Annotated in this window: 8 protein-coding genes; 3 read left to right on the top strand and 5 right to left on the bottom strand. The window is 37.2% G+C overall.

What is annotated here, in order from left to right; genetic code table 11:
• Window positions 1-172: 172 nt before the first annotated feature.
• Window positions 173-1,033: a hypothetical protein gene (locus F6K27_RS06785; protein WP_287272943.1), complete on the bottom strand. Its 861-nt coding sequence runs from the start codon at window positions 1,031-1,033 to the stop codon at window positions 173-175.
• A 764-nt stretch (window positions 1,034-1,797) separates the two neighbouring features.
• Here F6K27_RS06785 and F6K27_RS06780 point away from each other — a divergent pair.
• Window positions 1,798-3,567, top strand: coding sequence for a fatty acyl-AMP ligase (locus F6K27_RS06780; RefSeq protein ID WP_287272942.1), 1,770 nt, complete (start codon window positions 1,798-1,800; stop codon window positions 3,565-3,567).
• Window positions 3,568-4,363: 796 nt separating this feature from the next.
• On the opposite strand, the gene F6K27_RS06775 is transcribed toward F6K27_RS06780, so the two are convergent.
• The 4 genes from F6K27_RS06775 to ilvD form a co-directional block, all read right to left on the bottom strand.
• Complete coding sequence (locus tag F6K27_RS06775; protein WP_287272940.1) at window positions 4,364-4,978, bottom strand: hypothetical protein; 615 nt, start codon at window positions 4,976-4,978, stop codon at window positions 4,364-4,366.
• A 516-nt stretch (window positions 4,979-5,494) separates the two neighbouring features.
• On the bottom strand, window positions 5,495-5,941 hold the full coding sequence (locus tag F6K27_RS06770; RefSeq protein WP_287272938.1) for a DUF29 domain-containing protein: 447 nt from the start codon (window positions 5,939-5,941) through the stop codon (window positions 5,495-5,497).
• Between the two features lie 101 nt (window positions 5,942-6,042).
• Complete coding sequence (locus F6K27_RS06765; RefSeq protein ID WP_287272937.1) at window positions 6,043-8,331, bottom strand: transglycosylase domain-containing protein; 2,289 nt, start codon at window positions 8,329-8,331, stop codon at window positions 6,043-6,045.
• Between the two features lie 542 nt (window positions 8,332-8,873).
• On the bottom strand, window positions 8,874-10,559 hold the full coding sequence (gene ilvD / locus F6K27_RS06760) for a dihydroxy-acid dehydratase (RefSeq protein ID WP_287272936.1): 1,686 nt from the start codon (window positions 10,557-10,559) through the stop codon (window positions 8,874-8,876).
• A gap of 384 nt (window positions 10,560-10,943) precedes the next feature.
• Here ilvD and F6K27_RS06755 point away from each other — a divergent pair, with 384 nt between their 5' ends.
• Both F6K27_RS06755 and F6K27_RS06750 read left to right on the top strand, forming a co-directional pair.
• Window positions 10,944-11,783: a pentapeptide repeat-containing protein gene (locus tag F6K27_RS06755; RefSeq protein WP_124145209.1), complete on the top strand. Its 840-nt coding sequence runs from the start codon at window positions 10,944-10,946 to the stop codon at window positions 11,781-11,783.
• A gap of 330 nt (window positions 11,784-12,113) precedes the next feature.
• A complete protein-coding gene (locus F6K27_RS06750) occupies window positions 12,114-13,025 on the top strand; it encodes a ribonuclease D (RefSeq protein ID WP_287272934.1) in 912 nt (303 codons plus the stop codon).
• The last annotated feature ends 203 nt before the right edge of the window (window positions 13,026-13,228 follow it).

Below are 13,228 nucleotides of genomic sequence, written 5' to 3'. Positions count from 1 at the left end.
TTTTTTTTCTTTTATGTTATGTTTCTGATGATAATCCAATTTATTAAGAAGAGGTAATTATTAATTGTGGAAGTATTTCACATTTTCAATAATTCATAGCGATCGCTATGCCAGATAGGTGCTAATATACCTCGTCATGAGAACCAAAATTAAGCAACAAAATAGCTTCTTCTTAATCTTCAGAATTTTCAATAAATTCAAATACCTTGAATAACTTATAGTCCATGTTGTTGTTTTGCAGTAATTGAATGAGCGAATTGCCTGTGCGCCTGTACATGGCCTGTTCAGTTTGATTGTCCACGAGCTGTAGCCAAGTTACAAGCACTTGTTCAAGATTCTGGATGTTCAAAGCAGTATTATTCCAGGGAGGTGAGTTTTCAGCGGCCATCACGACTGTGGTCATACACTCAGGCATACTGTGTTCGCCGCTAACCACCATGTCTGCGACAACAAATGCCATAACATCCATGGCTTCAGACAGGGTAATACTACCCTCTTGGAACAGAACGGAGGCTGTTTTGAGGTAAAGGAAGGTACTGTTAGAACGCCCTCCCACAAAACGATTGGGGTTGTGCTCTTGGGAATCGTAGAACCAGTTGCCATTTTGGATATTGACGTTGGCGGCAGGATTTATGAGGTTACTGTATTGTACTGGGTTACGGTTGGGGTGATTGGCCTCTGTAAATATAATGTCGCCACCGAGTCGCCGATAACGAGCGACGGAAATACCCCAGTTGAGGTCTTCAATGTTCAGACGATTGCGGGACGGCCCTAAGGAATGCTGAAGGCTTAGGTGATTTTGCCCATTAATCCCATTGGGGTTGTTGGCATAACGATCGCGTAGCGTGTTGACGGTATTGTCATCAAGGGGTACGGCAGGTCCTCGGTTACGAGCATGAGCATTGTAGGCTCCATATCGTACTCCCAGTGAGTCTTCTGCTACAGTGACGGCATTATAGTAAATGCGGGTTTCAAGTCTTCCACTCCATGCGGCTACATCATAAGCGTTGCCAAGCTGTCCATTGCCAAGCATAGGCTGGAAGTCTAACTTATCAACAATTAGACACACAAGTACGAGCGATCGCTGCCCACCTCTAATTATTCATTAGTCCAGGAGACCAAATATTAGTTGAGTTGTTTATCCCTACACTACTAGGTCATTTCAGTTATCAGTTATCAGTACCTCTGGCTGTTTGCCCAGCATGACCTAGGAAAGTAAAGTGAATTGAAATATTGAACTTGATTTTTTTCATCCCGTTAAAAGGGGAGACTTGAGACCTTATTTTTTGGTCAAGAATGGTTTGATTTCTTCTTATCGGTGGGTGGTGCGTTACATTTCATTAACACACTCTACAAGATCGGCGATCGCACTCTAACTTAATTGTTGAATCAAAAATGATGTAATCGTTATTTTTTGAAGATAAAGTTTGAATTATCAATCTCAGCTTCTTTGATAGAAAATTTAAAAGATTGTCATCAACTCCTGACAAAAAGTCGCCAAAAATCCCTAAACTCCTCAACAGAGTTTCAATGGTTTCACCCTTGTTGCCCCATCCTGTGATAGGATAATTCAAGAAAAAATCCAAGGGAGTGTTATTGCCTAATCAAATTTTAACGCCCGAAACACTTATAATTCCATTGTTTAAATGAGCGATCGCCTCATATTCATTTAACCATGATGAACTAATTTTTCTCAGCTCCTCTAACAGGTATTTGACCTATTTACAACTATGTGGTAAGCAAGAAAAACTTACTAATACAATACTCTAATTATTAATCTGCTGAAAAAATCCTCAAATGGCTAAATACTCAACAATACTAGATATCCTAAACCATCGCTCACAAAATCTACCTAATCAAATTGCTTATACATTTTTGCCAGATGGAGAAACCAAATCTGGAAGCTTAACCTATCAACAACTAAACACACAAGTACGAGCGATCGCTGCTCACCTCCAATCAATCATCATCCCAGGAGACCGAATATTAGTTGTTTATCCCTATACCGCCGGACTAGAATTTATTGCCAGTTTCTTTGGTTGTATCTGTTCAGGAGCGATCGCCGTAACTAGCAACCCTCCCCTCAACAACGACGCTATAGTCAAACTCCAAGAAAGAGTCGAATCTTCCCAACCAAAAGCTATCCTCACCACAGAATCTTTTTTACGGGAAATTCAAGAAAAATTAGCCAAAAATCCAGACTTAGCTCCTAAACTCAACCACTTACCCTGGATAGCCACAGACAAAATTGATTTTTCTGAAGCACCCAATTGGATAGAACCAAAAATAGACCCAGATACCCTCGCCTTTTTCCAATACACCTCCGGTTCCACAGGCAAACCAAAAGGAGTAATGGTCACTCACCGCAACGTATTGCATAATTCAGAAATTATTTATCAGTCATTTGAACATTCCTCAGAAAGTCAAGGCGTAATTTGGCTACCCATGTTCCACGATATGGGATTAATAGGTGGAGTAATACAACCTTTATATGGTGGTTTTCCTGTCACCCTCATGTCACCCGTGGCTTTAATTCAAAAACCCATACGTTGGTTAAAAGCTATTTCTCAATACAAAGCAACAACCAGTGGCGGACCCAACTTTGCTTACGACCTAGTTTCTCGGCAAGTAACGCCAAAACAACTGAAAAATTTAGATTTAAGTAGTTGGGATGTCGCATTTTCTGGAGCTGAACCCGTGCGAGCTGCAACTTTAGAAAGATTTGCAGAGACTTTTGCCCCTTGTGGGTTTCGCCCAGAAGCTTTTTATCCTTGCTATGGAATGGCAGAGACTACCTTATTTATCAGTGGCGCAACAAAAACAAAACCTCCAGTTATTAAGTATGTAGATGCCGAAGCTTTAGCAGAAAACCGAGTTGTGGTTGGCGGTGAAAAAAGTAGAGCTGTGGTTAGTTGTGGTTTTGCTTGGTTGGGGGATGAAATTATGATTGTTGACCCAGAATCTTTAGTTCCACGTCCAGATGGTGAAGTTGGGGAAATTTGGGTATCTGGCGCTGGTGTAGGTAGGGGTTATTGGAATCAGTCAGAAGAGACGGAGGGAACTTTTAATACTTTTTTGGCAGATAAAGGACCTTTTTTACGGACGGGAGATTTAGGATTTTTACAAGATGGGGAATTATTTATTACTGGTCGGATTAAAGATGTGATGATTTTGTGGGGTAGGTATCGTTATCCTCAAGATATTGAGCTGACCGTGGAAAGATGTCATCCCGCTTTACGGTCTAGTTGTGGAGCAGCTTTTTCTATAGAAGCAGAAGATGATGAGCGGTTGATAATTGCTCAAGAAGTGGAGCGTAGTTATTTACGGAAGTTGAATGTTGAGGAAGTAGTTGGAGCTATTCGTCAGGCAGTTGCTGAGGAACATACAGTGGAAGTTTATGCTATTAATCTGTTGAAGACTGGTAGTATTCCTAAGACTACCAGTGGTAAAATTCAGCGTCGAGTTTGTCGTAGTCAATTTTTGGAAGGTTCCCTAAATTTAGTAGGTCAATGGCAACTTCAGACTGAAAAGGGTAGTGTATCGGAATTAGCTGGTAATTATATATAGCAGGGAGTGGGGGAGTGGGGGAGTAGGGGAGTAGGGGAGTAGGGAAGTGAGGGAGTGAGGGAGTGGGGGAGTGGGGGAGTGGGGGAGTGGGGGAGATTAAAGTATTTATAGAATTATAAACATATACTACATAACCTAACCTTATATAATATCATATCCGGATAAGAGGGTGATAAAAAACCTTTTCTCTTTAAACTAATATTCCCTTGAACCTACCCCACTATTTTTAACAAGCTTATTTGTTTAAGTAAAATTTATTTGAAAAGCTTAATTTTTCGTTTTTAATTCTCAAAATATTTAAGGTTTTCAGCCAAAATACTATTAGTGGGATAGGTTATTCTGCTTTCTGCGTTCCTTTTAAACACAATATCAACTTCAGCATTCAGCATTTCCTACGGAATGCTGCGCAAACAGTTTTTGAACATATTCAAGAAATTACTAATACCATTTTTATATGAGGTTGCATAGAATTTGAAATTCATTAAATCAATCTATATTTATCTACACTTACCTGTGGTCAATTATGCTTTAAATATTATTCTATACAGCTTCATTTCAATTTGATATAAGGTTAGTTGAAGACATTTTTTTTATAAGTTTTAATTTTCCTTGGAGACTAATTCCTCTAATGAGCTAATATAGCAATGTGCGCTGGCATATTTACAAATAACAAGAGATGTCCAATAGCTAAAAATCTTATATTATCAGCCTTTTATTCCCTCTGTTGCCTGTTGCCTGCGCACAGCGCTATAACTCATAGCTGATAGCTGATAGCTGATAGCTGAATGCTTACATATCAACTTTCTAAAATTCCCACCATAATCTGTAATAACTCTCTCAAGTCTGCTGGAACTCGATATACATTTGTATCTTGTATGACTCGTTTTTGTTGAGTATCCAAAACGGCAAATTGCCAAATATTACCCATTGAAACTGCACCATATAGCATAGAATAGTTGGCAAATTCTGCTTTTTCTACAGCTATTAATTCCACTGCTAATTGTGTGAAACCTCTTTGTAAGTCTGCATTTTTCGCTTCAATAACTAGAAACTGAGTTTTTGTCTGGAGAAAATAATCTAATTCTCCTTTCAACTGTTCGTTAATTTTTAAGGAATACCCCACTTTGATTTTGACTTGGGTATAGTGAATTAATTCCATCAAAACAGGAGCAATCAGAAATTCTCTTCTAGCCATTTCGCTAGTTAAACTGACACAAGGTAAAATTTCTTGTAAGCGTTGTTTTAAATTATCTAAGCGTTCTAGTTGACGATGGGTTTGGGGTAAACTTAGCGATCGCGATTCATACCCATGGCCAAAATACGATAGAATATCCTCTGGTTCAGAGTTTAATTTAAAATAGTCAGCAAAGGTATAAGATTGAGTCGGATTAATAATCGGAATGATAGACATATTTCAACCCCAAAAAAGCTAAAGCCTTTATATGTAGATGCTTTGAGACTTTATCAGCAAACCCTAATTAATAACTTATATCATGTCCGGATAATTAGTGATGAAAAAACTTATCCTCTTGCTTAAACAGTAAATCTTTCTATTTTCCCTACTCCCCTACTCCCCTACTCCCCACTCCCCCGCTCCCCTACTATTTTAATAATAAGTATTCAACCGGACATGATATTACAGCAGTTTCCAAAGCTATGAGGTACAGTTGTTTTTATTCGTAAGCATTCAGCTATTAGCCATCAGCGCTTCAGCAATAAGACCTTGTGTTTAAGGACAAGGTTTAAATGAATATAGACTTTGAAGCTGACTTTTAGCCAGATTTTTCGTTTCTTAATTAAATATTGCTTTGATCGCTCACTAAAAGCAATAGCTGATAGCTGACGGCTGAATGCTTACTTTTATTCTTTTCTGTCCCCTGTTCCCTAAAACCTAAAATTTTGTACCAACAACGGGAAACGCTGTATTTTATGGTAACCGGTCCATATCTAATAACTGTTCAAGACTATAAGGGCAGTTTTCTGGAAAAATTATCTCATATCCTGTCTTTTGCCTGACATATTTTAATGCTTTTTCATAAACTTTTGCTTGGTTTTCCTGTAGATAATTTCGTAAATTTTGAGTTAAATCTTCATTTATTTTGGTTCTAAAACTCATAATTTCAGCTAGCAAATGATTGACATTATACTCATATTCAACAGTCCAATATTCCAGAAGAAGCAAATGTCTGATTATCTGTTCGAGAAACCTTTCAACTATTTTTTTCTCTCGCCGACTCAACTCTTCTAACTCATCAATTAAATGTTCTTTATCTAATTCATTGAATCGGTTTTCTTTTAATAGATTAATCGTTTCTACTAACCATTGTTCATATTCATTTTCGTAAAGGGATATTAAATTACTTTTAACTGTCATTTTTACCTCATATTATTTTGGTGGTGGTTAGGAGTCAGAATTTGCTCATGTTTTCAGCTCAAATTCTGAAATAACGCTTGACAAATTCGCAAATTTTATTATTACTCAGCCACAACTTTTTTCATATAATTCCCCCATAACTGAGCCGCTTGCCCACTACTACTATAAGTAGGAGAATTATCATCATTTCCTAACCAAATACCTGTCACCATACTTTTGTTAGGAATATAACCAACAAACCATAAATCTACTCCTCGATTAGTTGTACCCGTTTTACCTGCTTCATCTAATCCTATATAAGCTCCACGGCCAGTACCATTTTGCACTACTCCTTGGAGCATTTGAGTCATGGTATCTGCTATTTGTGGTTTTAATATCTGGCGGTTAGCTTGAATATCCCCTTGAGGGTTTTCACAACTTGAGTCTGAATTATAGGAATAAATACAACGACAAGTGTAGATATTATTGCGATCGCTACAGTCGCTACTATCAATAATCTTTCTAATGGTATGAGGGCGGTTTCCTACTCCACGGTTAGCGATCGCTCCATAAGCACCAGTCATTTCTAATACATTAACTTCATTTTGACCCAATATTAATCCTGGTACAGCATCTAACTTAGATTTAACCCCTAAACGCTTTGCCATCCTGACGACATTACCTAAACCAACTTGTTGAGCAACCCGCAAAGCTACCACATTTTCAGAAAGTGCTATTCCAGTGTACATATTTGTATTACCGCCACTGCGTTGACAACCTCCGTAAGTTTGACCCATCCATCTCAGAGAATTACAAGAATATAATCTTGTTGGTGGTATCCCTCTTTCCAAAGCAGCAGCGTAGGCAAAAACTTTAAAAGTAGATCCTGGTTGACGTTGTGCTTGAGTTGCCCGGTTAAACTGACTCTGTTGATAATCTTCACCTCCAGTCAAGGCGATAACTTCTCCATTTTTAGAGTCTATAGTAACTACCGCACCTTGAGAAAAATTAGCATAAGACCCAGCATTGCTAATTGCATCTTTTAAACTTGTTTCTGCTAAGGTTTGAATTTCAGGATTTAAAGCTGTTTGAACAACAAAATTTCCTTCTCTAGCTAAGTCTTCTCCCAATAATTCTTCCAGTTCACTAAATACATAACTATAATAATAAGGTGCTATTGTACTTTGGAGAATTTCTATAGCTTTAGGATTAATTTCTACCCGTGATCGCCTCGCTCTATCTGCTTCTTGTTGGTCGATCATGCCCAAAGTGAGCATTCGATAAATTACTCCATCTCTTTTTTCTATAGCTAATTGATAATTTTCTACAGGATTAAAAGTATTAGGTGCTGGTAAAATCCCTACTAACGTTGCTGCTTCTGATAAGGTTAAATCTTGAGCGCTTTTACCAAAATAAAATCTAGAGGCATCTTCAAATCCGTATAAATCTAACCCCAAATAAACCTTATTCAGATAATTTAATAATACATCGTTTTTACTATAAAAAGCCTCTATTTTAAAAGATACTATTGCCTCTCGAAGTTTCCTACCCAAAGAATCTTCTGTACCTACATAGTCACGAAAGACACTTCTTGCTAATTGTTGAGTTACTGTACTTCCGCCTTGGCTTATACCATCTGCCCTCAAATTTGTCAATACTGCTCTAGTAATTCCGATGGGGTCTACGCCGAAATGCCAATAAAAGCGACTATCCTCAGAAGCAATAACTGCATCAGGTAAATATTTAGAGAATTTAGATATGCGCCCTAATTCATAATGAGCGTTTCTGTAAGCTGGACGTAGAGGAGTTTGTCGATCACGAGCATAAACAACTACTGGGCCAGTAATTGGATTAGGTAAAGGGTCTACCTGAAATTTTGTCCATTCCAATAAAATAATTAAACTGATTAAAGCGGTTAATCCAGAAATGCCAAATATACCGTAACGGAATCCTTGAATGTACCAAGCAGGAGGGTCTACATATCGAAGTTTAACAGTATCAGCTAATGCTGGTGGTCCTAAAGTTAGAACATCGCCGTGACGTAAGGGAAGACGAGAAATCTTTTTTTTCCCATTGTAGAGACCATTAGCAGAATTCTCATCTTTAACTACATAAGGAGCGTTAGATTTATTAGTATTTTTGGAGACAGACAGATGAATTTTACTAATCAGGGGATTACGAATTACAATATCACAAGCTTGGGAAGAACGACCTAGTAAATAGCGATCGCCCAAAAGAGGATATTTTTTAGCTGGAGTATTCTCTGTTTCCTGTATCCAGAGTTCGGGTAATTTAGCATTAGGTCTCAGTGCTAGTCGGGAAAAGTTGACATTGGCATGAATAGTTTTAACTACTTGGGTAATATTGCCCAAGAGAGTTTGAGAGTTACGAGGAGGTCGTGAATAATTCATAACTGGAGGGAACAGGGAACAGAGAGTTAACGAAGTCAAAAGTCAAAAGTTATTTTTGTAACAGGAGGCTTAAATCTCCCTCCAAAAATATTTCGCTTTAAAATGCAGGGAGGGTATTATACCAATTAAACATCTCCAGAAAAGAGGGAGTAGGGAGTAGGGAGTAGGGGGAAATAATTGATAATTTATATGGGATAATTGATTTGATTTTTTATTATTGGAGATGTCTATTTGAAAAAAGAATGCTACAAAAAGGTAGACTTCTATCGAATATACTTAAAAATAGCTATTATAGTTCATTTTAGATAGCTACTTATATTGTTTTTCCCTTTTTTTTTCAAAATTTCAACCTTCTTCCTTCTTTCCTCTTCCTTTTTTCGTAGGATGTTGCATGCAACGTCCCTACCATTTGTAACAAACATTTATCAAAATTGACATCCTAAGCTACAAAATAATAGAAACTGTAACTTAAGGATGTCTACAATATGCTTATTTAATTTTACTGGAGAATGTTGCAAGTTTACCTTGATTATACCACACTTCTAATCTAATCCAGCATCAGTTACTGCCCCTAAACTACTAGAAGATACTAACTTCGCATATTTTGCTAATACACCTCTGGTATACCGGGGTGCTGGAGGTTGCCATCCTTGACGACGTTGTTGTAGTTCCTCATCAGAAATATTTAACTGTAGCAAACGCTTGTGAGCATCAATAGTAATCATATCTCCTTCCTTTATCAGAGCGATCGCGCCACCTACTGCTGCTTCTGGAGCTACATGACCAACTACCATACCGTAAGTACCACCAGAAAACCTACCATCAGTAATCAACCCTACTTTATCTCCTAAACCAGCACCAATAATAGCCGAAGTTGGTGCCAACATTTCTCGCATTCCTGGCCCACCTTTCGGTCCTTCGTAACGGACTACAATAATATCTCCTGCTTGAATTTTGCCTGCTAATATTGCTTCTAAGCAAGCTTCTTCTGACTCAAATACTCTTGCTGGACCTGTTATTTCTGGGTTCTTGACTCCTGTAATTTTAGCAACTGCTCCCTCAGTTGCCAAATTTCCTTTTAAAATAGCTAAGTGTCCTTGAGCATACATCGGATTATTCCAAGGACGAATCACATCTTGATTTGAAGGTGGTTCCGAAGGTACGTCTGCTAACTGTTCTCCTATAGTCTTACCCGTAATAGTTAGGGCATCTGGGTGGAGTAGGTCATGTTCGAGGAGCATTTTCATGACTAAAGGAATACCACCCGCTTGATGTAAATTTGTTGTAACGTATCGACCGCTTGGTTTCAAGTCACACAATACAGGTACTCTTGCTCGAATAGTTTCAAAATCATCAATGGATAATTCTACATTGGCAGCATGAGCAATGGCTAAGAAATGTAAAACTGCATTAGTGGAACCTCCAACTGCAGTAATTACCGAAATTGCGTTTTCTATAGCCTTGCGGGTAATTATTTGACGAGGTAAAATTTGTTTGCGGATAGCCTCTACTAGAATTTTGGCTGACTCCTCAGTACTATCAGCTTTTTCTGCATCTTCGGCCGCCATAGTTGATGAATACATCAGACTCATACCCATTGCTTCAAAAGCTGAAGACATAGTATTTGCAGTGAACATTCCTCCACAAGACCCAGCACCAGGACAAGCTCTACGTTCAATTTCTTTGAGCTCTGTTTCATCAATTTTTCCAGCGCTGTATTTTCCTACTGCTTCAAAAGCACTAACTACGGTTAAGTCTTCGCCATTATAGTGACCTGGTTTGATAGTACCACCATAGACAAATATCGCCGGAATATTCATTCGAGCGATCGCTATCATTGCTCCAGGCATATTTTTATCACACCCACCGATGGCTAAAAGTCCGTCCATTGCCTGGCCATTACAAACTGTTTCGATGGAGTCGGCAATAACATCCCTAGAAACGAGAGAATATTTCATTCCCTCAGTTCCCATAGAAATACCATCGCTAATGGTAATTGTGCCAAATATTTGTGGCATTGCCCCTGCTTGTTTGGCTCCTGCCATGGCTCGCATGGCCAAATCATTGATGCCCATATTACAGGGGGTAATAGTGCTATAAGCGTTAGCTACTGCGACGATCGGTTTAGTAAAGTCTGAATCTTCAAAACCTACAGCTCTGAGCATAGCTCGGTTAGGAGAACGTTGTACTCCTTTTGTGATTAATTGGCTTCTGACATTCTCTGGCATAGTATTTTTTTTGTTGTACTTATGTTCTTAATTTTCTCAGAATATCAGCGTGGTTTTTGAGATATTTACAATAAGATTACTAAATTTAAGCCCTTAATTTGGTGTCTGTAATTTGATCTTTTCCCTTATGGGTTTAATACCCCACTGTCTACACAGTGCAAATGCGGTTGCTGAGGGACCAATCCCCATAGACCACATTCTTCTGACTCCCGACTCCTAGCTACTTCTTCAACGGAATATAGTAGGAAAGCGAAAAGTTTTACAGAAAAAGCTGCTTAATAAGTTAATTAGGTATATGTAGGGTTTCTCTTTTGCTTTTGTAAATTAGTAATGTCCTAGTTTAAATATAAAATGTAAAATAGAAAATAGTTTGAGGCGGTGCAAATGGAGGCGGAAGAAATTCTAAAACAGTATGCAGAAGGGGAAAGAAATTTTAAAGGTATTACCCTAGTAGGGGTAGATTTAAGGGGAGCTGATTTAAGTAATAGTAACTTTACTAGGGCAAACTTCCGTAATATAAAACTTATGGGTGCTAACCTATGTGGAGTTAATCTCAGAGAAGTGTATTTAGGGGATGCTGATCTTAATGGGGCTAATTTGAGTGAAGCTAATTTGATTGGAGCGAGTCTGGTGAAAACTGACTTAAATAACGCTGATTTGAGTGAGGCTAATTTACGGGGTTCTAATTCTAGGGAAGCTAATTTCAGTCAAGCTAATTTAAGAGGTGCTAACCTGACGGAAGCTAATTTCAGTCAGGCTAATTTAACGGCAGCTAATTTAACTGCAGCTACAATGATTCGCGTTAATTTGATCAGAGCTATTTTAAATGGCTCAAGTTTAGAGTCTGCGAATTTAACAAATGCCTTGATGAATGAGTCAATTTTAGAAGAGGCCAATCTAAGTAATGGCATTCTCAGTGGGGCAATGTTAAGTAGGGCTAATCTGAGTGAAGCTGAATTGAGCAAATCTACTACTATTGGAGCTACTCTGAGTGAAGCTAATTTAAGTGGAGCGAAATTACGAACTGCTAATGTTAGTTGGACTACTTTTCGAGGAGCTAATATGAGTGGAGCTAATTTATTTCGGGCTAATTTAAGTTGGTCAAATCTGACGGGAGCAATATTAATTAAAGCTGTATTGATTGATGCAAAGCTAAATAAAACTAATCTACGAGATGCAGATATGAGGGGAGCAATTATGCCTGATGGTACAACTTGTCCTTAAAAGAGATTATTGTTGCTGATACCGTTTCACGGAAGTTATAAGTCAAAAGTCAAAAGTCAAAAGTGATGAATTAAAATTTTATAGAAGCTCAAAACTTTGATGATACATCAACAATTAATAATTAATAATTAACAATTACCTCTCCTTGAAAAGAAGAGGATTGACTCAAAGGAAAAATTTTTCTTGTTTCTCCTTTAAAGGAGAGGCTTTAAGTCTTAATGATTTGGTAATTTACGGAAGTTATTTAACATTTAAAGGAGCGAAACTATTTGTGACATACCTAAAGTGAATTGGTATTAACACTATAATTTTAATATTTTTTTATTTTATATGTTTTATTTGACAGATAATAATGATCTTAAAAAATGTATTGAACAATTAGCTACTGCTAATATACTTTGGATTGATACAGAAGTTGCTGATTATAATACTCGTAGACCTAGATTGTCTTTGATTCAAATATTAGCTGACTCTCAAGATTTAGTGGGCGGTCTCGTTTATATTTTGGATGTTTTAGATAATCCCGATTTAACTAACTTTTTTATCGATAAAATAATGGTTGAACCTAATATTGAGAAGGTATTTCATAATGCTAGGTTTGATATTAAATTTTTGGGTAAAAATGAAGCTAAAAATATTACTTGCACTTGGGAAATAGCGAAAAAATTACCTTATTATATTTTGCCTATTCCTAATTTAAAACTGAAGACATTAGTTGAAAATTTAACTGGTTTTAAAAATATAGATAAAGAAATACAAAGTAGTGATTGGGGACAACGACCACTGACAGAAAAACAGTTAGAATATGCGAAAATGGACTGTGTTTATTTAGCTCAAGTACATTTAGCTTTGTTAGAATTAATGAAACAAAATAATTCTGAACCTACTGATGAAAATTTAGATGAACTAAGTCAAAGATATCAAGATATTTTACATGAATGGAAATTGTTAGATTCAGAAATTACCCATATACTTGAGCGGATAAAATTAGCTATGCAGGCACAGAATATTTCTGAAACTTCAACTTTTAAATTATCACCTACAGAACGAGTTACTCAAAAAGTTAATTTTGCTGAGTTGGCAGCGATCGTACAAGACCGGGAAATAGATTTAGATTTTCCGATTACTGTCACTCAAAAACTACAAAAAGATTTTGGAGATATTATGAATAAAATTTCGGTAAATAAAGAGAAAACTTCTAGCTGGAAATTGACTGTTAAAAATTTGTCCGATATTAACTAGCCTATCAGCTTAAGTTAAAATTCCCATTTAAATTGCATTTCTATGTTGCTGATTATGGGTATGATTTAATAATTTTGTATTTGGGATTTTTGATTTTGGATAGTTTGAACCACTTGTTAATATTAACTATTCCCTATTTCCTATTCCCTATAAATCTAAGCTGACTGCTGAGTGCTGATTGCTGATTGCTTTTTAATCAGCCA

It is taken from the genome of Okeania sp. SIO2F5, from assembly GCF_010692685.1.
Taxonomy (GTDB): Bacteria; Cyanobacteriota; Cyanobacteriia; order Cyanobacteriales; family Microcoleaceae; genus Okeania; species Okeania hirsuta.
This window is presented reverse-complemented; position numbering and strand designations above follow the sequence as displayed.

Bases quoted from the DNA above. Each gene is read 5' to 3' on its own strand.
- F6K27_RS06785 (WP_287272943.1), bottom strand. From the start codon at position 1,033: ATGCTTGGCAATGGACAGCTTGGCAACGCTTATGATGTAGCCGCATGG.
- F6K27_RS06780 (WP_287272942.1), top strand. From the start codon at position 1,798: ATGGCTAAATACTCAACAATACTAGATATCCTAAACCATCGCTCACAA.
- F6K27_RS06775 (WP_287272940.1), bottom strand. From the start codon at position 4,978: ATGTCTATCATTCCGATTATTAATCCGACTCAATCTTATACCTTTGCT.
- F6K27_RS06770 (WP_287272938.1), bottom strand. From the start codon at position 5,941: ATGACAGTTAAAAGTAATTTAATATCCCTTTACGAAAATGAATATGAA.
- F6K27_RS06765 (WP_287272937.1), bottom strand. From the start codon at position 8,331: ATGAATTATTCACGACCTCCTCGTAACTCTCAAACTCTCTTGGGCAAT.
- ilvD (WP_287272936.1), bottom strand. From the start codon at position 10,559: ATGCCAGAGAATGTCAGAAGCCAATTAATCACAAAAGGAGTACAACGT.
- F6K27_RS06755 (WP_124145209.1), top strand. From the start codon at position 10,944: ATGGAGGCGGAAGAAATTCTAAAACAGTATGCAGAAGGGGAAAGAAAT.
- F6K27_RS06750 (WP_287272934.1), top strand. From the start codon at position 12,114: ATGTTTTATTTGACAGATAATAATGATCTTAAAAAATGTATTGAACAA.